The sequence below is a fragment of the Mesorhizobium sp. M0960 genome (genome assembly GCF_040319055.1).
Classification (GTDB): Bacteria; Pseudomonadota; Alphaproteobacteria; order Rhizobiales; family Rhizobiaceae; genus Mesorhizobium.
Genome location: NZ_JAMYNN010000007.1, coordinates 83,030 through 103,619, shown reverse-complemented (window position 1 = coordinate 103,619; position 20,590 = coordinate 83,030). Strand labels below are relative to the sequence as shown.

15 protein-coding genes and 1 pseudogene are annotated in these 20,590 nt (G+C 63.6%); 7 read left to right on the top strand and 9 right to left on the bottom strand.

Translation table 11 applies throughout. The features are described from left to right. Positions 1–30: 30 nt before the first annotated feature. The 5 genes from NKH63_RS15465 to NKH63_RS15445 are packed head-to-tail and all read right to left on the bottom strand — an operon-like array spanning position 31 to position 5,017. Complete coding sequence (locus NKH63_RS15465) at positions 31–1,086, bottom strand: aldo/keto reductase (protein WP_023717652.1); 1,056 nt, start codon at positions 1,084–1,086, stop codon at positions 31–33. A gap of 20 nt (positions 1,087–1,106) precedes the next feature. After that, on the bottom strand, positions 1,107–2,054 hold the full coding sequence (locus NKH63_RS15460) for an ABC transporter ATP-binding protein (RefSeq protein ID WP_352482606.1): 948 nt from the start codon (positions 2,052–2,054) through the stop codon (positions 1,107–1,109). Beyond that, positions 2,032–3,030 carry an ABC transporter ATP-binding protein gene (locus NKH63_RS15455; protein WP_352482607.1) on the bottom strand — a complete coding sequence of 333 codons (999 nt, stop codon included), beginning with the start codon at positions 3,028–3,030 and terminating at the stop codon, positions 2,032–2,034. Before NKH63_RS15455 ends, NKH63_RS15460 begins: the two co-directional genes overlap by 23 nt. 2 nt (positions 3,031–3,032) lie before the next feature. Then, complete coding sequence (locus NKH63_RS15450) at positions 3,033–4,031, bottom strand: ABC transporter permease (protein WP_352482608.1); 999 nt, start codon at positions 4,029–4,031, stop codon at positions 3,033–3,035. Further along, on the bottom strand, positions 4,031–5,017 hold the full coding sequence (locus tag NKH63_RS15445) for an ABC transporter permease (protein WP_023717656.1): 987 nt from the start codon (positions 5,015–5,017) through the stop codon (positions 4,031–4,033). Before NKH63_RS15445 ends, NKH63_RS15450 begins: the two co-directional genes overlap by 1 nt. Positions 5,018–5,331: 314 nt before the next feature. On the opposite strand from NKH63_RS15445, the gene NKH63_RS15440 reads away from it, so the two are divergent. From NKH63_RS15440 to NKH63_RS15420, 5 genes are all read left to right on the top strand, one after another. Then, on the top strand, positions 5,332–6,942 hold the full coding sequence (locus tag NKH63_RS15440; RefSeq protein WP_023717657.1) for an ABC transporter substrate-binding protein: 1,611 nt from the start codon (positions 5,332–5,334) through the stop codon (positions 6,940–6,942). 65 nt (positions 6,943–7,007) lie between these two features. Continuing rightward, a complete protein-coding gene (locus NKH63_RS15435; RefSeq protein WP_023717658.1) occupies positions 7,008–8,192 on the top strand; it encodes an LLM class flavin-dependent oxidoreductase in 1,185 nt (394 codons plus the stop codon). A gap of 9 nt (positions 8,193–8,201) precedes the next feature. Further along, entirely contained in the window at positions 8,202–9,239 is a 1,038-nt protein-coding gene (locus NKH63_RS15430; protein ID WP_352482609.1) for an ABC transporter substrate-binding protein, read from the top strand. Between the two features lie 14 nt (positions 9,240–9,253). Next, the gene (locus tag NKH63_RS15425; protein WP_352482611.1) at positions 9,254–10,474 is read left to right on the top strand and encodes an acyl-CoA dehydrogenase family protein; all 1,221 of its coding nucleotides are present in this window, start codon (positions 9,254–9,256) and stop codon (positions 10,472–10,474) included. An 8-nt stretch (positions 10,475–10,482) separates the two neighbouring features. After that, a complete protein-coding gene (locus NKH63_RS15420; RefSeq protein WP_352918104.1) occupies positions 10,483–11,745 on the top strand; it encodes an FAD-dependent oxidoreductase in 1,263 nt (420 codons plus the stop codon). Positions 11,746–11,777: 32 nt separating this feature from the next. On the opposite strand, the pseudogene NKH63_RS15415 reads toward NKH63_RS15420, so the two are convergent. Together NKH63_RS15415 and NKH63_RS15410 are read right to left on the bottom strand one after the other, a co-directional pair. Next, positions 11,778–12,868 (bottom strand): annotated as a pseudogene (locus NKH63_RS15415) (rhodanese-like domain-containing protein). Continuing rightward, complete coding sequence (locus NKH63_RS15410) at positions 12,865–14,223, bottom strand: LLM class flavin-dependent oxidoreductase (protein WP_352918081.1); 1,359 nt, start codon at positions 14,221–14,223, stop codon at positions 12,865–12,867. Before NKH63_RS15410 ends, NKH63_RS15415 begins: the two are co-directional and overlap by 4 nt. Positions 14,224–14,421: 198 nt before the next feature. On the opposite strand from NKH63_RS15410, the gene NKH63_RS15405 reads away from it, so the two are divergent. Next, the gene (locus tag NKH63_RS15405; RefSeq protein WP_051409613.1) at positions 14,422–15,858 is read left to right on the top strand and encodes an FAD/NAD(P)-binding protein; all 1,437 of its coding nucleotides are present in this window, start codon (positions 14,422–14,424) and stop codon (positions 15,856–15,858) included. A gap of 79 nt (positions 15,859–15,937) precedes the next feature. Here the strand turns inward: NKH63_RS15405 and NKH63_RS15400 are convergent, their stop codons facing one another. Then, on the bottom strand, positions 15,938–17,533 hold the full coding sequence (locus NKH63_RS15400) for an ABC transporter substrate-binding protein (RefSeq protein WP_352482615.1): 1,596 nt from the start codon (positions 17,531–17,533) through the stop codon (positions 15,938–15,940). A 95-nt stretch (positions 17,534–17,628) separates the two neighbouring features. Then, positions 17,629–19,224 (bottom strand): ABC transporter substrate-binding protein, encoded by a 1,596-nt coding sequence (locus NKH63_RS15395; RefSeq protein ID WP_023717665.1) that lies wholly within the window; start codon positions 19,222–19,224, stop codon positions 17,629–17,631. Positions 19,225–19,572: 348 nt separating this feature from the next. Here NKH63_RS15395 and gcvA point away from each other — a divergent pair, with 348 nt between their 5' ends. Continuing rightward, positions 19,573–20,583 carry a transcriptional regulator GcvA gene (gcvA, locus tag NKH63_RS15390; RefSeq protein WP_352482616.1) on the top strand — a complete coding sequence of 337 codons (1,011 nt, stop codon included), beginning with the start codon at positions 19,573–19,575 and terminating at the stop codon, positions 20,581–20,583. Positions 20,584–20,590: the final 7 nt, after the last annotated feature.

The following is a 20,590-nucleotide window of genomic DNA, read 5'->3' as shown; positions in this document are numbered from 1 at the left end:
CCGCCGGCCCCGCCAGTCCACAGCTGACCGTCAGGCGGCGCGCAGAGGCCGCGTCAGCGGGATCGGTGCGGCCGGCTCGGAACGCGGCACGCGGCCTTCGACCGGATGGCTCGGATCGTTGAATCGGTGCGTCGAGGCATGGCCGGCTGTGACGAGGCGGTCGACAAAGGCCTCGTCTTCAGCGGTCAGCCTGAAGTCCAGCGCCTTAGCGTAGCTGTCCCACTGTTCCTCGGTGCGCGGGCCGGCGATCGCCGCCGTGACCAGCCGGTTGTTCAGAACCCAGGCCAGCGCAAAATCGGCGGCGGAGACGCCGCGTGATTTTGCGTGCGCCGCGATCTGCCTGGCGATCTCAATCGATTCCGGGCGCCACTCGGTCTCGGCGATACGCTTGTCGCCACGGCCGGCCCGCGTGTCGGCAGCTGGCGCCTGGTTCGGCTCGTATTTGCCGGTCAGCACGCCGCGCGCCAGCGGGCTGTAGGAGACGACGCCAAGACCAAAATAGGCGGCGGCCGGCAGTTGCTCAGCTTCGGCGGTGCGGTTGACGATGTTGTAGAGCGGCTGGCTGGCCACCGGCCGGTCGATGCCGAGTTCATCGGCGAGATGCGCGACTTCGGCAATGCGCCAGCCACGGAAGTTCGACACGCCGAAATAGCGCAGCTTGCCTTGGCGGATGAGGTCTGCAATCGCCCGTACCGGCTCCTCCAGCGGCGCATCGAAGACGGCACGGTGGAAGTAGAACAGGTCGATGTAATCCGTCCCGAGGCGGCGCAGGCTGTTCTCGACGGTCTGGATTACCCATTTGCGCGAATGGCCGCCAAGATTGGGACCCTTGTCATGCGAGTTGACGAATTTGGTCGCTACAACCCAATGATCGCGCGTCGCCTTGATGCCGCGGCCAACGATTTCTTCGGACTTGCCGTTGTGGTAGACGTCGGCGGTATCGATGAAATTGATGCCTTGCTCGCGCGCCTTGTCGATGATGCGGTGTGCGACATTTTCCTCGGTCGGCCCGCCAAACATCATCGTGCCGAGGCTGAGCGGCGAAACCTTCAAGGCGCTGCGGCCAAGATAGCGGTAATCGGACATTTTTCTGCTCCGTTGAACTTTCAGTTGAGGGTTGGTTCGGCGTAGTGGCAGGCGACGTGGTGTCCCGCCGCGATCGCCCGGAATGCCGGCTCCTGCGAACGGCAAAGATCGGTCGCCAGCGGGCAGCGCGTGTGAAAGCGGCAGCCGCTCGGGATGTTCTGCGGGCTCGGCAGGTCGCCATGGATCGGCGCGGCCTGACGCCGGCGCGACGGGTCCGGCACGGCGTCCATCAGCGCGCGCGTGTAGGGGTGCTTGGGCGAGGTCCACAGCGTCGCATTGTCGGCGCTTTCGACGATGCGGCCGAGATACATGACCAGCACCCGGTCGGCAAAATAGCGGACCACCGACAGATCGTGCGAGATGAAGAGGTAGGACAGGCCGAGCTGCCGCTTCATGTCGACTAGCAGGTTGAGGATCTGCGCCTGGATCGAGAGGTCGAGTGCCGACACCGGCTCGTCGCAGACGACCAGTTCCGGATTGAGGATCAGCGCCCGTGCTATGCCTATGCGCTGACGCTGACCGCCGGAAAATTCATGCGGGTAGCGACCGAGCGAATCCTTCGGCAGACCGACACGCTCGATAATGTCCTCGACGATGCCGCGCCGCTCGGCCTTGTTGCCGATGCCATGGACTTTCAGCGGCGCGGTCAGGATGTCGCCGATCGTGTGGCGTGGGTTGAGCGATGCGAACGGATCCTGAAAAATCATCTGGATATTGCGGCGCGCCGCCTTCAGCCGGCTGGCGTCGAGAACGGTGATGTCGGTGCCGTTGAACTCGATCTTGCCGCCGGTCGGATCGACCAGCCGCATGATCGTCTTGCCGAGTGTCGATTTTCCGCAGCCGCTTTCGCCGACGAGACCAACCGTTTCGCCGCGCCCGACCTCGAGGGAAACGCCGTCGACAGCGCGCAGCGCACCGCCCTGGGCGTGGAAATGCGTCGAGAGGTCAGAGACCGAGAGCAACGCCATGCGCAACCTCCGGAATGAAGCTGTAGGGACAGGCAACGAGGCGATCCTCGCTCACCTCGACGAGGTCGGGTACGAAATGGGCACAGCTGTCGCGCGCCACCGCGCAACGCGGCCGGAACGGACACCCTCTCTCGCCGGCAGCCGAGACGATGCTGCCGGGAATCTCCGTCAGTCTGGCGTCGCGGTAGTGGAGATTGGTCTTCAGCCGCGGCGACGCAGCCAGCAGGCCGCGCGTGTAGGGATGAAGCGGTGTTCTGAACAGCGCGCCCGGCAACGCCTGCTCGACCTTGCGGCCGGCATACATGACGACGACCTTGTCGGCCCATTGCGCGACGACACCGAGATCGTGGGTGATCAGCACGACCGCCATCGACAGTTCGCGGCGCAGCGTATCGAGCAGGTCGAGCACCTGCGCCTGGATGGTGACATCCAGCGCCGTCGTCGGCTCGTCGGCAATCAGCAGGCGCGGCCGGCAGGCAACGGCGATGGCAATCATGACGCGCTGGCGCATGCCGCCGGAAAGCTGGTGCGGATAGTCGTCGATGCGCCGCTGCGGATCGGGAATGCGCACAAGCGAGAGCAATTCGATCGCCCGCGCCCGCGCTGCCTTGCCGCGTATGCCCTCGTGCAGCGTCAGCACCTCGGTGATCTGCCGGCCGATGGTCAGCACCGGGTTGAGCGAGGTCATCGGCTCCTGGAAGATCATCGCGATCTCGCGCCCGCGCAAGTTCCGCATCGCCTTCTGGTCGAGACCGAGCAGATCCCTGCCGGCGAACTCGATCCTGCCATTGGGGATCTTCGCCGAGCGCGGCAGAAGCTGCATCAGGGCAAGTGCTGTCAGCGATTTGCCGGAGCCCGATTCGCCGACGATCGCCAGCGTCTCGCCTTCGCCAACCTCGAAACTCAGCCGGCTGACCGGCTCGGTGGTCGGGAAGCGAACCGTCAGATTGTCGACCCTGAGCAAGGGAGTGGCCATCTCTAGCGCTCCTGCGAGAAGCGCGGATTGAGCGCGTCGTTGAGGCCGTCGCCGATCAGGTTCAGCGCCAGCACGGTAAAGACGATCGCTAATCCCGGCAGTGCCGTCAGATACCAGGCGGTTCGGATCAGCTCTCGACCGGCTCCGATCATCGAGCCCCAGCTGACGACATTGGGATCGCCGAGGCCCATGAAGGACAGCGCCGATTCCATCAGGATCGCGGTTGCCACCATCACCGACGAGGTCACGATCAAAGGTGGCAGCGCGTTGGGCAATATCTCGCGGAAGATGATGCGGGCATGGCCGTAGCCGAGGCTGCGGGCAGCCATGACGAAATCCTTCTCGCGGATGGCCCGGAATTCGGCACGCGTCAACCGCGCCACCGTTGGCCAGGTGATGACGGCGATCGCCACCGTCACCACAGGTGCCGTCGGCTGCGCGATCGCCACCATGACCACCAGAAGCACGAAGCTCGGTATGGTCTGAAAGATTTCGACCAGGCGTACCAGCAGGTCGTCGATCCAGCCGCCGAAATAGCCGGCGGTAGCGCCGACGAGGATGCCGAAGCTGAGACCGAGCGCGGTCGCCATCAGCCCGACGAACAGCGAAATCCGCGCGCCATGCAGAATGCCGGAAAGCACGTCGCGGCCCATCGAATCCGTGCCCAGCGGGAAGGCCGGATTCTGCCCCGGCCACAGGAAGGGCCGTGCTACCATCGACAGAGGATCGGCCGGATAGAGGACGGGCGCCAGCAAGGCTGCCAGCACGACAAGCGACAGGAACACCACGCCGAACATGGCGTTGGGATTGCGCAGGAAAACCTTCAGCGCCCGGCCACCGGCCGCAATCGGTACCGACGCCGCAGAGGCGGAGCGCGCGTCGGGCGCGTGAAGATTGCTCCAGCTCTTCGCCTCGGGTTCAGCCGGCACCGCAGGCTCGCGGGTATCGGCATAGAGGCGGCGGGAGCGGGCATCGCCGGCGGCGAATTCGGTGGAAGCCATCAGCGTACTCCGATGCGGGGATCGAGCCAGGCGTGCAGCAGATCGACGGTCGCATTGGCGACAATGACCAGCAGCGACGACAGCAGCAAGATGCCGAGCAGCACCGTGAAATCACGGCCCATGACCGCCTCGAAGGCGAGACGCCCGAGGCCAGGCCAGGAATAGACGGTCTCGACGACCACGGCGCCGCCGAGCATGCCGCCAACATGCATGCCGGCCATGGTGGTGATGGGGATCAGTGCGTTGCGCAGGACATGCCGGATGGTGATGACGGTCGGCGACAGGCCCTTGGCGGCGGCGGTGCGCACATAGTCCTGCGACTGGACTTCCAGCATCGCCGCCCGGGTCAGCCGCGCATAGATCGCCACGTAGAACAGTGCCAGCGACAGCGCCGGCAAGATCATGTAGCGCACCTTGTCCCAGAGGCCGGCAAGGCCGGTCAGGTTGCTGCCGATGGTTCCCGAACCGCCGCTCGGCAGCCAGCCGAGCTTGACCGAGAACAGGACGATCAGCATCAACCCGATCCAGAAGCCCGGGATCGAATAGAACAGCAGCGAAACGACCGAAAGCAGACGATCCGGCAGGCGTCCCGAAAACACCGCCATCAACGATCCGAGGACGAGACCGAGTGCGATGGCGATGGTCAGCGCCACCGCCATCAGCAACAGCGTTCCCGGCAGCCGCTGGCCGATCAGGTCGGCGACCGGCATGCCGTAGCGCGGCGAAAAGCCAAGACTGAAATGCGCCAGATTGTAGAGATAGTTGAACAGCTGGACGAGCAGTGGATTGTCGAGTCCGAAGCGCTGGCGCAACGCCGCCATGGTTTCCACCGTGGCCGAACCGGCCTCGCCGGCCATGACGTCGGCGGCATCGCCCGGCGCAAGCTGGAGCAGGAAGAAGTTCAGGATCACGATGCCCAGAACCGTTGGCACCGCCTGGATGGCCGTGCGCCGAAAGGTTCTGCCAATGCGCGTCAGGGTCGACATCGTTTTCGCTATCCCGGCTGTGGCTGACGATGCGGGTTTGCTGTTTCCCGGAAAGTTCCGTGCTTTTTAGTTGACAAGATTTATAGACATTGTCAAACCTGATTTAAGAAATTTTGTTCTGAAAATGGCAATGTTTCAGAATAGAATTTTATTTCATGCTACAAAAATAGCCGTTTGAAGTATGAAATCTTAAGTGCGGGAGCGAAGCGGCCAAATCTTTTCACAAACGGGCCGGCTCTTGGAACGATGGATTTTTCACCCGGCTGCCGACGACCGGCCGATTGATGCCGGCAGCAAAAAAGGACCAAGGCGCCATGTCTCATTTCCTCACCCCGAACCGCCGTAGGTTTCTCGGCCTTTCGGCAACAGCGCTCGGAGCCACCCTATTGCCCGCATCGCGCGGCGCCTACGCAGCCGAGCCGAAACAAGGTGGAACGGCGACGCTGCTGCTCTCGGCCGAGCCGCCGGTGCTGACGACGATCGCCCACACGGCGTTCAATTCCGTCTACGTCTCGGCAAAGACCACCGAGGGCCTGCTGACCTACGATTTCGATCTCACGCCGCGCCCGTCACTGGCCAGGCAATGGTCGCTCAGCGACGATGGCCTGCAATACACTTTCAAGCTGCGCGAAGGCGTGAAGTGGCATGATGGCCAGCCATTCACCGCCGCCGACGTCGCCTATTCGATCGCCACGATCAAGGATGTTCACCCTCGTGGCCGCAACACCTTCCTCAATCTTATCGACATCCAGACACCGGATCCGCTGACCGTCACGCTGGTGCTGTCAAAGCCGGCGCCTTACCTGATCACGGCGCTGGCCGCGGCCGAAACGCCGATCGTGCCCAAGCATCTCTATGACGGCGGCAAGGCAGCCGAAAATCCGGTCAACGTCGCGCCGGTCGGCACCGGCCCGTTCGTCTTCAAGGAATGGGTCCGCGGCAGCCACATCGTCTATGAACGCAACCCTGATTATTGGGACGCGCCGCGCCCCTATCTCGACCGGCTGATCGTGCGTTTCATCCCGGACGCTTCGGCGCGTGCCTTGGCGCTGGAAACCGGCGAGATCGACCTGGCGCCGGCAACGCCGATCCCGTACAGCGACTTGCAGCGCTTCGAGACGCTGCCGCATATCGGCTTCGAGAAACAGGGCTATCAGTATTCCAACGGTGTCAGCCGGGTCGAGTTCAACCTGGAGAAACCCTATTTCCAGGATGTTCGGGTCCGCCGCGCCTTCGCCCATGTCATCGACCGCAACGTCATCCGCGAGACGATCAACTATGGCTATGGCGAGACCATGCCCGGTCCGATCAACCCCAATCTGAAAAAATGGTTCGTCGCCGACCTGAAGACCTATCCGGTCGACACTGCCGCCGCCGAGAAACTGCTCGACGAAGCAGGCTTGCAACGCGGTGCCGACGGCACCCGCCTCAAGCTTGTCCACGACTATGTGCCGAGCGGCGAGACCTACAAGCGCGGCGCCGACTACATCAAGCAGGCACTGGCCGCGGTCGGGATCGAGGTCACCGTGCGCAGCCAGGATTTCGCCACCTACACCAAGCGCATCTACACCGACCGCGATTTCGACTTCACCTTCAACGGCATGAGCAATCTGTTCGATCCGACGGTCGGCGTGCAGCGGCTCTACTGGTCGAAGAATTTCAAACCGGGCGTGCCGTTCTCCAACGGGTCGAAATACAGCAATCCCAAGGTCGATGAACTTCTTGAAGCTGCCGCCGTCGAGGTCGATCACGAAAAGCGCTTCGAGCAATGGGCCGCGATCCAGCAGATCCTTGTCGAGGACCTGCCCGACATCGGCATCGTCAGCCAGCCGGAAATCACCCTCTACAACAAGCGCATCGCCGATCACACAGTGGGCGCCGAGGGCAATGCCGGCAGCCTCGCATCAACCCATATCGTCGCCTGATCCGCCGCCCCATGCGCGGTCTTTCGCGCATGGCATCTCTTTCTCCTTCCCCGAGAGATTCCCCCATGACGCTCGCCCACAAGCCTGGTTCCATCGTCGGCACGCCCTTCTTCAAGGCGCCGACCGACTATCCGGACAGCCCGCTATCGAAAGCGCTTCAGCAGCCGGTGCTGCTCGGACTGTTCCTGCCGATCCAGGCCGGCGGCTGGACCAACTCGACCCTGCCGCGCTCGACCGACTGGCGCTTCGATTACAATCGCGACCTGACGCTCAAGGCCGAGGAGCTTGGCTTCGACCTCGTCTTTGCGCTCAGCCAGTGGCTGCCCAAGGGCGGCTATGGCGGGGTCTTCAACGGCCAGGCGCTGGACAGTTTCGTCTCCATTGCAGCCATGGCCGCGATCACCAAGAAGATCATGCTGATCTCGACCATGCATGTTCTCTACGGCCCGTGGCATCCGCTGCACCTGGCCAAATTCGGCGCCACGCTCGATCACATTTCTGGCGGCCGCTGGGGCATCAACGTGGTCACCGGTCATCGCGCCGTCGAACACGAGATGTTCGGCTGGAACCGCATCGAGCACGACCGTCGCTACGAACTCGCGGCCGAGTTCGTCGAAGTGCTGCAGCGGCTGTGGCAGGACGACGAGAATTTCTCCTTCTCTGGAGAATCGAGCTGGAAGCTTAATGGCGGCTTCGTCACGCCGAAGCCGAATTACGGTCGGCCGATCCTGGTCAATGCCACCGGCTCCGATGCCGGCATTTCCTTTGCCGGCCGTTATTCCGACATCGTCTTCGTCACCAGCCCGGCCGGCTCCGACATCGCCAGCGCGCTGGAGGCGCTGCCGGCGCATACGAAGAAGGTGAAGGACGCCGCCCTCGGTGTCGGCCGCACCGTGCGCACGCTGCTCAATCCGCTGGTCATCAGCCGTCCCACTGAGAAGGAAGCCTGGGCCGTCGCCGACCAGATCGTCGCCCGTGCCGACAGCCGTACGCCGAAAGGGTTCCAGACCTTCAACAGCGACGCCCAGGCCTGGAAGGGCCGCGAAGGCCGCGACGATCCCTACGCCAAGGTCGGCGGCAACATTTATCTCATCGGCACGCCCGAGCAGATCGTCGACCAGTTCGTCAAGCTCAAGGACGCCGGCATCGATGGCCTGCAATTGTCCTTCTTCGACTTCAAGCCGGACCTCGAATTCTTCGGCGAGAACATCCTGCCGCTGATGAAGCAGGCCGGCCTGCGCAACGCCTGAGGAGCACTCATGACCACGACTGCGATCTCCGAAATCTGGTACACACGCTGCCCGGTGCCGACGCCTGTCGGGCTTGCGGCGCAGCTCGGACTTCTCGACGAAACCTTTCGCAAGGAGGGGATCGAATTGAAGTCGATCATCGATTCACCCAACCGCGACATCCGCCAGAGCCATTTCAACCACACACTCGACTGGTCGTTCCGCCACGGCGGCAACGTGCCGCCGATCCGTGCGCGGTCCGAAGGGCGCAAGACGCGTCTCGTCGGCATCACCTGGACCGACGAATTCCAGGCGATCATCACCTTGCCCGGCACCGGCATCAGAACAACCCAGGACCTGAAAGGCCGCCGCTTCGGCATCGCCCGGCGTCCGGAAGGCATCGTCGACTTCATGCGGGCGACGGCGCTGAAAGGGCTGGTCTCGGCGCTCTCGCTTGAAGGCCTCAGCCATGCCGACGTCGAGATCGTCGACATCGCGCTGACCGACAGCGTGCTCGACAGCCAGGAAGGGCCGTCGCTGTTCGGCCTCAAGCGCAAACAGGCCTATGGCGAGGAGGCAGCCGCGCTGATCCGTGGCGAGGTCGACGCCATCTATGTCAAAGGCACGGCCGGCATCAATGTCGCCAATCTGATCGGCGCCATCCAGGTCGCCGAATTCGGCTTTCATCCCGACCCGAACATCCGCATCAACTCCGGTTCGCCGCGTGTGCTGACCGTCGACGATTTGCTGGCCGAAGAGCGCCCTGATCTGGTCACGCGCCTGATCGAGACGATCCTGCGCGCCAGCGCCTGGGCTAAGGCGCATCCGGAAGAGACGCGGCGCTTCGTCGCCCGCGAATCCGGCGCCACCGAAGAACAGGTGCTGGCCGCCAACGGTCCGGATGTCCACAACCATCTCGGCCTCGGACTGCAGCCTGAGCTCGTCGCGGCGATTTCCCACTACAAGGATTTCCTGCGCGACTGGGGTTTCCTTGCCAGCGATTTCGACGTCGAGGCCTGGGTCGATCGCCGGCCGCTCGATCAGGTGACCATCCGCGCCGCCGCCTGAGAGGAAGCCAGCATATGACCTCGACGATCCCCGAGTTCCCACAACTCCTCGACACGGTAGCGAGCCTGGCCGACGACTTCGCGCTGACCGCCGCACATCACGACGCGACCGGAGAATTTCCGTTTGCCAATTTCGGCCGGGTTCACCAGGCCGGTCTGCTTGGCCTGGTCACAGCGCGCGAGCATGGCGGCCTCGGCGGCGGGCTGACGGAAGCCCAGGCGGTGATCGCCGAGATCGGCCGCGGCGAGCCGTCGACGGCGCTTGTGCTGGCCATGCATTACAACAGCCAGTATGCGCTGCGGAAATCCGGAAAATGGCCGCGCCATCTGGTGCAGCGGATTGTCGAGGCCGGCCGTCTTGGCCCTGCCTTGATCAATGCCGCCCAGGCCGAGCCGGGGATCGGCTCGCCCGCCCATGGCAAGCCGCCCGAAACTATTGCCCGGCGCGACGGCAATGTCTGGCGGATATCCGGCCACAAGAACTACGTCACCGGCATTCCCATCCTGAAATGGGTGAACTTGCTGGCATTGACCGACGAGCCGCAACCGCGCCTCGCCTCGTTCCTGGTGCCGACCAATGCGCCGGGATTGCGCGTCGAAAAGACATGGAACGCCGCCGGCATGCGGGCCACCGCCAGCGACGACGTCATTCTGGATAATGTCGCCGTGCCTGCCGAGGACATCACCGAGGCGCAGCCGGCGTCCGAGCCGCTGCGGCGGGAGGAAGGTGCGACGGCGTTCTTCTTTTCGCTGATCGGCGCTGTCTACCACGGTGCCGCCCGCGCTGCCCGTGACCGGCTGGTCTCCTTCGTCACCACGCATGCGCCGGCGAGCCTCGGCGCGCCGCTGTCGACCGTGCCGCACATCCAGGCAGGGCTGGGCGAGATCGAGGTCAGGCTCGCAACCAGCACGCGGCTGCTGCGCTCGCTCGCTGATGACGTCGACGCCGGCCGACCGGTCGGCACCGACGGCATGACCGTCAGGCATGTCGTCATCGACAATGCCGTGGCAGTTACCTCGCTGGCGCTGGAGCTTGCCGGCAATCCCGGTCTTAACAGAGACTTCCAGCTCGAGCGTCACCACCGCGATACGCTGACTGCCCGCTCGCACGCACCGCAGAACCATATGATCCGCACGATCGCCGCCAAGGCGGCGCTCAGCCGCCACGCTGCCAGCCAAGTGGCCGAGCCGCCGGCTGTTGCCGCTGTCAAACCCAGGCTCAAGGCGGTCGGGTGAGCGACGCCATGATCTCCGAACATGTCGAAGTCGCTATCATCGGCGGAGGCCCCGGTGGCCTGACATTGGCGCAAGGCCTGAAGAAGAACGGCATCAGCGTCGCGGTCTTCGAGAAGGATCGCGCCCGCAATGACTACGTCCAGGGTTTTCGGCTGCGCATCCGCCAGCGTGGCATCGATTCGCTGATCGCCAACTTGCCGCCGGAACTCTACGAGGCCTTTGTCGCCACGCTCGGCCGAGCGCCGGACCGCAACATCCTGCTCGACGAAAATTTCGAGACCTTGGGCGAGGACGCCTGGGGTGGCGGCAACGCACTCGGCGAGGCCGACGACACGCATATCGAAAAGTCGGTGAGCCGCATCACGTTGCGCCAGGTGCTGCTTTCCGGCCTCGACGGCGTCGTGCGCTACGGCAAGGTCTATTCCCGCTACGAAGAGCAGCCGGACGGTTCGGTGATCGCGCATTTCGAGGACGGCTCGACAATCCATGCCGATGTGTTGGTCGGTGCCGACGGCGCCCGCTCGCGCGTGCGCCAGCAGCTGGTGCCGCATGCGCGAAGCTTCGACACCGGCGTCAGGCGCCTGGCCGGCAAGATGACGCTGCATGCGGCTGCCCTTCACCAGATCTCGCCGCTGCTGCTCGACTACAATGTCGGCGTCAGGCCGACGGAAGGTCACGGGCTGACGGTCACCAGCCATCGGGTCAATGTCGAGGCATTTCGGAAGCATGGGCTGATCGGGCTGGACGACGACACCCACAAGGACATTGCCGGTTTCCATTTCAACAACACCACCAGCTATGTCTGGTGGAACACCGCCTATGAAAATGACGAACTCGCTACGGACGAAGCGCTGGCAAAGTTCTCCGGCTCGGAGTTGCTCGGCCTCTTGATCTCGAAGATCGGCCACTGGCATCCGGAGATCCTCAACCTCATTCGCTACACCGACCCGTCGACGGTGGCGCTGCTGCATGTCCACAGCTCAGAGCCTGTCGATCCGTGGCCGACGAAACAGGTGACACTGCTCGGCGATGCCATCCATGCCATGACCTATTTTCGCGCGCTCGGCGGCAACACCGCGATCTATGACGCCGGGCTGCTGGTGCCTGAACTGGTGGCCGCTAAACGCGGCGACAAGCCGCTGCTTGAAGCCCTGTCAGACTATGAGGCGAAGATGCTGAAGCACAGCGCCAATGCGGTGCGGTCTTCGCTGACGGCGATGCAGAAGAATGTCCTTTCAGGCCGCCGCCGTCAAAAGGAAGCCGCCGAATAGCTGCCTCCAAAAATCGCCCGACAGCTCCTGCCCTACGCCGCTTCCACCAGGCTGGCCGACTGGAAGTCATGCTGGAGGATGGCGATCTCGTAGCCACGGCGCTGCAGCCAGTGCGCCGTCGTCGCCGCGCGGACACCGAGCAGATCGTCGATCAGCACGACACGGGCGCCACGCACGGCAATGGTTCGATAGGCGACGCCGAGCAACTGCCCGCCCTCCGACGCGATCGAGCCCGGAATGTGGCTTGCCGCGAATTCCTCCGGCGTGCGCACATCGAGCTGGTAGGTCGTGCGCCTCTCGTCCTTCGCCCAGGCTGCGGCCGTCGCCGCATCGATGCGCGGGAAGCTGTCGCCTTCGGCAAGTTTTGCGATGCGCTCCTCGGCGAATCGCTTCGCGTCCTCGCTCGCCGAACCATAGGCAGCAGTCCTGCCGGTTTCGAGCGCAAGGCCGGCCTCGCGCCACGCCTTGGTGCCATCGTGCAGATAAGCAACTTTGTTGGGCACGCCGGCATCGATCAGCGTCTGCGCGCCGATGTGGCGCGCGGCAGGCCGGCGCAGGAGACGATCACCTGCGTGTCCGGCGACGGCACCAGGTCGGCGAAGCGCAGCACCAGCTCAGCACCCGGAACGCTGATGGCGCCCGGTACATGGTCCTTGTCGAATTCCGCCACCGTCCGGCTGTCGAGCACGACCACGTCGGCTTTCTTGGCCTTGAGCGCCGCAAGCTTTGCAACGGTAATGACCGGCGTCCCCTTCTCGTCGCGGATCGCCAGCGAAAAATCGACGCCCGGCGTGTCGAAGGTCGGCAAGCCTTCCACATCGTCCTTCGTCCATTCCGGAATTCCGCCGGCCAGTGCGAACACCTGGCTGCGGCCGCGCTCGGCAAATCGCTCAGCAAGCCGCTCGGCGACGCCGCTGCCGTCATCCGCCAGCACGGTGCGCACCGCCTTGCGCGGGATGAAGCGGTCGATCTCCGCCTCGACCTGTGCTGCGGGCAGATTGGTGGCGAACAGCGGCGAGGCATATCCGACAATCGCGCTGTCTCGGATATCCAGCACCGCAAGTTCCTCGCCATCGGCCAGCCATTGGCGAAACGTCTCCGAATCGATCGTGCTCGCGCTCATGATGCTTTCCTTTCCTGGTGTTCGGTGGCGCCGCGGACCGGACGCGCAAGGCCGAGATTCTCGCGCAACGTCCCGCCCTCGTAAGCGGTCCGGAACAGGCCGCGCCGCTGCAGTTCCGGAATGACGAGATCGACGAAATCGGTGAGGCCCGTCGGCAGGATCGGCGGCATGACGTTGAATCCGTCCGCCGCGCCGCCGACGAACCATTCCTCCATCATGTCGGCCACGTCTCTTGGCGTGCCGACGATCTGGAAATGGCCGCGCGCGCCGGCAACGGCGAGATACAATTGCCGGATGGTCAGGTTCCGGCTCGAGGCCAATTCGGAGACGACTTTCAGGCGGCTCTTCACCGCATCGGAACTGCCCAGTTCCGGCAACGGTCCGTCGAGCGGATGGCCGGAAAGATCGACGCCGCCGAGCAATCCGGAAACCAGGGCGACGCCGACCACGGGATCGACCAGGCGTTGGATGGCGTCGAACCTGTCCTCGGCTTGCGCGCGCGTCGGCGCGACGACCGGGAAGACACCGGGCATGATTTTCAGGGAATCGGCAGAGCGGCCAAACGACGCCAGCCGGCCTTTCAGCTCGGCATAAAAACCGCGCGCCGATTGGATGGTCGGATGGGCGGTGAAGACCACTTCCGCCGTCCGCGCCGCCAGATGCTGGCCGGCATCGGAAGAACCCGCCTGGACGATGACGGGATGGCCTTGCGGCGGGCGGGCGACGTTGAGCGGCCCTTTGACCCGGAAATGCCGGCCGGCATGGTCAGGGGCATGGATGCCATGCCGGTCGATGGCGATGCCCGAAGCCTTGTCGGCGACGAAAGCATCGTCGTCCCAGCTGTCCCACAGCTTCTGCGCCACGGCGACGAACTCCTCGGCGCGGTCATAGCGGTCGGCATGAACGGGATGCTGGTCGCGGCTGAAATTCGCCGCCGCCGGCGCATCGGCCGAGGTGACGACATTCCAGCCTGTCCTGCCGCCGCTCAGGTGGTCGATCGAGGCAAACAGCCGCGCCAGGTGGAAAGGTTCCCAATAGGTGGTCGAAGCGGTGGCCACCAGCCCGATCCGTTGCGTGATGGTCGAGAGCGCCGACAGCAGCGTCAGCGGCTCGAAATGCACGACATGGCCGGTGCGCTCGAAAGTCTCGATCGGCTGCTCGCCATTGCGCGCACTGAGGCTGTCGGCAAGGAAGACCATGTCGAAGAGACCGCGCTCGGCGGTGCGCGCGGCCTCTGCGTAGTGCTGAAAGCTCAGGCCCGGATTGGCGGGGACATCAGGATGGCGCCAGGCAGCGACATGATGTCCAGGGCCGCGGATGAAGGCTCCAAGCTTTATCTTTCGATCTTCAGTCATTGGGGCTCTTCGGGGGCGTTTCTCGGGCTGGTCGCAAAGGCCTTTCATCTCTAACGCCTGCCAGACCCGCTGAGCGAAAGAATGCCTTTCGCCAGCTGGCAATTATTGTTTTTTGACATCGGGTTATGGGACAGCACGATGGTCGCTGCCGGGGTGATGGGCTAGAGCCACGGACCGCCGGCGTCGTAAGGGTCCTTGATGCTTCATACTTCTTCCTCCCCGCGTTCGATCCCTCGTTCAATCATCATTGTAGGCGGCGGCTTTGCCGGCGCGGTTACCGCGATCAAGCTGCTTGACCGTTCGACCGAACCACTGGCGATCACCATCATCGAGCGCCGGGCGGAGCTCGGTCGCGGCGTTGCCTACAGCACCGTCGATCCACAACATCTGGTCAACGGCGCGGCGCGCATCTTCTCGCTGCATCCGGACGATTCCGATCACCTCGTTCGCTGGCTCGTGGCGAATGGGCCTGAGCATGGCTGGACGCCGCCCGAAGATGTCCCGGACTCCAGCCCGCCGCGTTGGCTATTCGGCAGCTATGTCCAGTCCGAACTGACGAGAGCCGTCAGAGAAGCGGACGGGCGTTCCTCGCTGCGCCACGTCAAGGCGTCCGCCATCGACATGCTGACCGGTCCATCGGGTGTCTGCGTCGGCACCAGCGATGGCCAGCAATTGCCGGCCGACGAGGCGGTGCTGGCAACCGGAGTGTTCCAGAGCGAGCCATCCGCCACGGAAGCAGCCATCGTCAGCGATCCCCGCTATGTCGCCAATCCCTGGGATCCGGCGGCACTCGACCGGCTAGCCGGCAGCAAGGAACTGCTGCTGATCGGGTCCAGCCTGAGCATGGTCGACGTCGTCGCCAGCATGGAAGCGCGCGGCTTCGAGGGCAGCTACCGTGTCGTGTCGCGGCGGGGACAGATTGTCGAGCCACGGCGCAACACCGAGGCATGGCGCGACTTTCTCGCCGAGCGTCCGTTGCCGAAAACCACCAGGGCGCTTCTCGTACTGGTCAAGGCCGAACGCCGGGCAATCGAAGCCACCGGCCTGGACTGGCAAGGACTGCCGCTGACGATCCGGCCATGGATCCTGGCTCTGTGGCAAGGCGCTACCGACAGGGAGCGTCTAAAGTTCACACGCCATCTGCGCGCCTTCTGGGACGTCACCGCGCACCGGGCGGCGCCGCCGAGCTTTGAGCGCGTTGCGCTGGCGCGAAGCCAAGGCCGATGGGTGGGTGGAGCTGGACGGGTGCTGGCACTCCATCCGCAGGCCGACGGCATTGCCGCTGAGATCCGCTGGCGCGATAGCGGCGCGGTCGAACGGCTGCGTTTCGATGGTGTCGTCAACTGCCGCGGCCATCAGGAGCATGACTGGCGGCGGGTCGCCGATCCATTCGTCCAAAGCCTGCTGGATAACGGCATCGTCAGGCCGCATGCGACCGGCTTCGGCATCGACGCGACGCATGGCGGCCAAGTGATTGCCGGTAACGGCAAGACCCACGGCAATCTGTTTGCCGTCGGCCATCCGCTGCGCGGCGTTGCCTGGGAATCGAGTTCCATCAGTGAACAGCTGGCGCAGGCCATCGCCCTGGCTGGCCTTCTGGTCGGCGCCAGCCCAAGGCTGCGTGCTCTGGCCTGAGATTGCAGCCCCACAAATGACAGAAACGAAAAAGGGCCGCATCGACATGCGGCCCTTTTCTTTTCGGTCATCCGCTGGTTCAGGCGTTCGGATCGATATAGGCGTCGGCGAAACTGGCCGACAGGCCTTCCGCACCCGGCGCGTAGTTCTTGACGGTTTTGCGGGCGATGATGATGGTCGGCGGTGCGATCAAATTGATGATCGGCAACTCGTCGGCGATGATCTCCTGGAACCTGAAGAACAGCTGCTTGCGTTTGGCTTCGTCGAGCTCGACGGAAGCGGCTTCCAGCAGTCGGTCGACCTCAGGGTTCTCGTAGTGCGCGCCGTTCGAGAACGGCAGCCCGATCTTGATGTTCTTCGACCAGTAGAGCCGCTGTGCGCCGGCGCTCGGGTCAAAGATGTTGCCGCAGGATTCCGTCGACAGGTCCCAGGTCCGGTCGGTGTAGATGGTTTTGACATAGGTGCCGAAGTCGAATTTCTGGATCTCGGCGTCGATGCCGATCTTCGCCAACGCCTGTTTGAGGAAGTCGGCATAGCCCCACGGGTTATACGGGTTGTTGGTGAGCCTGAGCTTGAAGCGGATGCCGTCCGCTCCCCGCTTGAAGCCCGCCTCGTCGAGCAGTTTTTCCGACAGCGCCGTATCGACGGTCGCGGCCTTCACATCGGGATCGAAATACTTCTTGTTGACGACACTGATCGGCGTCGGCGACACCTGCCCATAGCCGTAGAACACGACGGCATTCACCGCGTCGAGGTCGATCGCGTGCGCGATTGCCTGACGGACTTTCTTCTCCTTCAGGATCGGGTTTTCGAGGTTGATGATCAGCTGGTGCAGCGGGCCGCTATAGGCGAAGACCGTGCTGTCGACGACGAATTGCGGCAGCGCCTTGAAACGCTCCAGATCGGCGAACGCCACCGGGTTCGGCCCGATGTCGACCTCGCCCGTCTCCAGCGCTGCGGCACGCGCGCCGGGATCGGTGATGAAGCGGAAGATGATCCGGTCGAGATAGGGTTTGGGCGCATCCCAATAGGTCGGATTCTTTTCGACGATGATGTGGCTGCCCTTCACCCATTCCTTCAGCACGAACGGTCCGCTGCCGATGATCTGCTCGAAAGACGGATCGTCGGCCGGCTTCAGCTTCTCGTAGATGTGCTTGGGCACGACAGGCGATTCCGTCGCGGCCAGGCCAGAGATCAGCGCGGCGGACGGTTTCGACAATTTGATCTTCACGACATGCGGGTCCGACGTGTCGATGTCGGTGACATTCTGGAAGGTGATGCGCCCGCGCGGATGGGCTTCGCGCAGCCGCGAGATCGAAAAGGCCACGTCCTGCGATGTCAGGTCGTGGCCATCGCTGAATTTCACCCCCTCGCGCAGCTTGAAGACATATTCGAGCCCGTCGTCGCTGATCGACCATTCGGTGGCCAGTTGCGGCCTTGGATTGAGGTCGTAGTCGTAAGCGAGTAGGCCGTCGAAAATCTTCGGGCCGATGGTGGCCGGCCCGCCGGCGCTGGTGTTGATGGAAACGATCTGGTTGGGCTCGGGATAGTAGACGAAGTTGAGCGTGCCGCCGGCCACCGGCTTTGCGTCTTGCGCGAAGGCCCCGGCGGGAAGCGCGGTACTCGCGCCGGCCAGCAGCAGGAACTGATTGAATAGGCGTCGGTTGATGGTCATGGTCGGTACTCCGCGTTTGCGCGATTTGTCTTTCATGGAGAAAAGTCGGATCGGCGGCTTCACGCGCCAATCCCAGAAAAAGGAGATCCAAATGCTTATGCGTTTGGCGCGAGCCAGATCTGCGCGAAGCTGTTGTTGATGCCCTGGGCGCCGGGCGCGAAATCCCGGACCTTCTTGTTGGCGACGATCTGGGCGCCGGCGGCGACGAGATCGACCGACACCACGTCGTCATGGATGATGTGCTGGAATTTGTACCAGAGCTCGCGCCGCTTGGTCTCGTCAGGCTCGATCGCGGCGGCTTCAAGGATCTGGTCGACCTCGGGGTTTGCATAGTGGCTGGCGTTGGAGAAAACGAGGCCGATCTTGAAGTTCTTCGACCAGTAGGCGCGCTGCACGCCGAGCGTCGGATCGAAGGTGTTCGACAGCGATTCGATGACCAAATCCCAGGCGCGGTCGGTGTAAACCGTCTTCAGGAACGTCGACAGATCGAGCTTCAGTATCTCGGCATCGATACCGACCGCTGCCAGCGACTGCTTGATGAAGTCGGCATAGGACGCCGGCAGGAACGCGTTGTAGGCGAGCCGGAGCTTGAAGCGCTTGCCGTCTGCGCCGCGCTTATAGCCGGCATCGTCGAGCAGTTTCTCCGCTAGTTTGGGGTCGGGCTCACGCGCCTTGATGCTCGGGTCGTACCATTTGGGCAGTGCGGTGCTGATTGGGCTTGGCGATACCTGGGCGTAGCCGTAGAGCGCGATGTCGACCAGCTTCTGCAGGTCGATCGCATGGGCAATGGCCAGGCGCACCTCGCGCTTGGTCAGGATTTCATTTTCATAGTTGAAGAACAATTGCTGCTGCGGGCCAGAATAGGCGTAGGTGTTGGTGTCGACGACCAGAGCGGGGTTTGCCTTCAGCCGCTCGATATCGGCCAGCGGCACGGGATTGGCGCCGATGTCGATCTCACCGGTTTCAAGAGCCGCCGAGCGCGCAGCCGGATCGAGGATGACATGCAGGACGACACGGTCGAGATAGGGCCTCGGCGCGTCCCAATAGTCTGGGTTGCGATCGAAGATCAGATGGCTGCCGGGCACCCATTCCTTGAGCACGAAGGGACCGGTGCCGATCGTCTGCTCCAGCTTGGGCTGTTCCGCCGGCTTGAACGTTTCGTAGACATGCTTCGGCACGATCGGCGATTCCGAACTGCTCAGCGCCGTGATCAGATAGGGCGCCGGTTTCGACAGCACGATGATGGCGGTGTGCGGATCGGGCGTCTCAACCGCCGTGACATTCTGGTAGGTGATGCGGCCGCGCGGATGCGCCTCCTTCAGCCGCAAGATGGTGAAGGCAACATCTTGTGAGGTGAAGTCCTTGCCGTCATGCCATCTGACGCCCTGGCGCAGCTTGAAGGTGTAGCGCAGGCCGTCATCGCTGATCGACCACTCGGTCGCCAGCAGCGGTTTCGGGCTGAGGTCATAGGCGAAATCAAGCAGGCCTTCATTGACCTTGGGACCGATGGCCTGGCCGGTGCCTGAAGAGGTGTTGATGGCAATCAGCGACGTGGGGTCGGGATAGTAGGCCCAGTTGAGCGTGCCGCCCTGGACCGGCGTGCCTTCGGCGGCAAAGGAAAGACCGGGCAATGCGAAGCTCGCACCGCCAAGCAGCAACAGCTGGTTGAAATGACGACGATTGACAGACATGGTCTTGGGCTCCGGAAAACGGATTGCATCCGGCGGCCGAACGCATTTCGGCGCCTCGACGCAATGATCCCCGTGGCGCCGCAAAACCGGAAGAATGATTTTCTATCGTCTGCCGAAAGCGCCGCTTCGCACGACGGTTTCATTCCAGGACCCGGCTTTGGATCCGGCGAGGCTCGTCGCCGCCCAAATCAGCATCCCGACCTTATTCTACAAGAATAGTAGACATTGCGATTTCTTAGATTTCCGTTCCTGCTGGCGCGACGCTGCGGCAAACGAAATTTTCCCCTGCGTGCTTTGGCGCAAAGCCCGCCCTCGTCGCGCCGGGCCTGAAAGTGTTGAATGCGCCTCATGGTTGATTTCATTCGTGCGAAAACAAGGAAGCTGCGACCGACGCTGGCGAGACTTCCGCCGCTGACCTCGCTTCGCGCTTTTGTCGCAACCGCCCGCCATTTGAGCTTTACGCGGGCGGCGGAAGAGCTCCACGTCACGCCCGCCGCTATCGGCCAGCAGATCCGCCTGCTCGAGGATCACCTCGGGCAACCACTGTTCCAGCGCAACCGCGGCGAGCTTCTGCTGACTTCGGCCGGCCAGGCGCTGATGCCTGGTCTCACCGAGGCTTTCGACGTCGTTGTCGAATCGGTCGCACGCATTTCCGGCGACGAGGAAGATGCACCGATCAAGGTGTCGGTCGCGCCCTCTTTTGCCAGCAAATGGCTGATCCCGCGCCTCGACGCGCTGCGCGATGCGGTGCCCGGCCTCGAAGTGCTGGTCGATGCATCGACCAGGCTTGCCGATTTTGCCAGCGAAGACGTCGACTGTGTCATCCGCTACGGCTCGGGCGCCTATAGCGGCCTCGTCACCGAACGGCTGTTTTCGGAAGCGGTGCTGCCTGTCTGCAGCCCGGAATTTGCCCGTACGCACGGCCTCTACCGCGGGCCGGAGGGGCTGCGTAACGCGCCGATCCTGCATGAGGAAGGACCAGAACGCGATCCTAGCTGCCCGGACTGGAAGGGCTGGCTGCGATCCAATGGCCTGTCTGGCCGGCTTGTCGAAGGTGGCATACGGCTTAGCCAGTCGTCGCTGGTGCTCGATGCCGCTGTGGCCGGCAAGGGCATCGGTCTCGGCAAATTCCGACTGGCCGAGCCTGACCTTGCCGCAGGGCGGCTGGTCAGTCCGTTCGGCTCGCCGCAGCCGGTCGAGTTTTCCTATTATTTCGCGACCACGCCGCACAAGGCGAAGCTGGCGACGGTCGAGCGCTTCCATGGTTGGCTGAAGGCCGAGGCGCGGCGGCTTGGGGCTCTCGACTTCACGCCGCCAGTGCCGCTGCCGGCCCGCATCGCCATCGTCGCTGCGGAATAGTCTCACC

What these genes read in the sequence shown, in the direction of transcription:
- NKH63_RS15465 (WP_023717652.1), bottom strand. Translation starts at nt 1,086, where the DNA reads ATGTCCGATTACCGCTATCTTGGCCGCAGCGCCTTGAAGGTTTCGCCG.
- NKH63_RS15460 (WP_352482606.1), bottom strand. Translation starts at nt 2,054, where the DNA reads ATGGCGTTGCTCTCGGTCTCTGACCTCTCGACGCATTTCCACGCCCAG.
- NKH63_RS15455 (WP_352482607.1), bottom strand. Translation starts at nt 3,030, where the DNA reads ATGGCCACTCCCTTGCTCAGGGTCGACAATCTGACGGTTCGCTTCCCG.
- NKH63_RS15450 (WP_352482608.1), bottom strand. Translation starts at nt 4,031, where the DNA reads ATGGCTTCCACCGAATTCGCCGCCGGCGATGCCCGCTCCCGCCGCCTC.
- NKH63_RS15445 (WP_023717656.1), bottom strand. Translation starts at nt 5,017, where the DNA reads ATGTCGACCCTGACGCGCATTGGCAGAACCTTTCGGCGCACGGCCATC.
- NKH63_RS15440 (WP_023717657.1), top strand. Translation starts at nt 5,332, where the DNA reads ATGTCTCATTTCCTCACCCCGAACCGCCGTAGGTTTCTCGGCCTTTCG.
- NKH63_RS15435 (WP_023717658.1), top strand. Translation starts at nt 7,008, where the DNA reads ATGACGCTCGCCCACAAGCCTGGTTCCATCGTCGGCACGCCCTTCTTC.
- NKH63_RS15430 (WP_352482609.1), top strand. Translation starts at nt 8,202, where the DNA reads ATGACCACGACTGCGATCTCCGAAATCTGGTACACACGCTGCCCGGTG.
- NKH63_RS15425 (WP_352482611.1), top strand. Translation starts at nt 9,254, where the DNA reads ATGACCTCGACGATCCCCGAGTTCCCACAACTCCTCGACACGGTAGCG.
- NKH63_RS15420 (WP_352918104.1), top strand. Translation starts at nt 10,483, where the DNA reads ATGATCTCCGAACATGTCGAAGTCGCTATCATCGGCGGAGGCCCCGGT.
- NKH63_RS15410 (WP_352918081.1), bottom strand. Translation starts at nt 14,223, where the DNA reads ATGACTGAAGATCGAAAGATAAAGCTTGGAGCCTTCATCCGCGGCCCT.
- NKH63_RS15405 (WP_051409613.1), top strand. Translation starts at nt 14,422, where the DNA reads ATGCTTCATACTTCTTCCTCCCCGCGTTCGATCCCTCGTTCAATCATC.
- NKH63_RS15400 (WP_352482615.1), bottom strand. Translation starts at nt 17,533, where the DNA reads ATGACCATCAACCGACGCCTATTCAATCAGTTCCTGCTGCTGGCCGGC.
- NKH63_RS15395 (WP_023717665.1), bottom strand. Translation starts at nt 19,224, where the DNA reads ATGTCTGTCAATCGTCGTCATTTCAACCAGCTGTTGCTGCTTGGCGGT.
- gcvA (WP_352482616.1), top strand. Translation starts at nt 19,573, where the DNA reads ATGGTTGATTTCATTCGTGCGAAAACAAGGAAGCTGCGACCGACGCTG.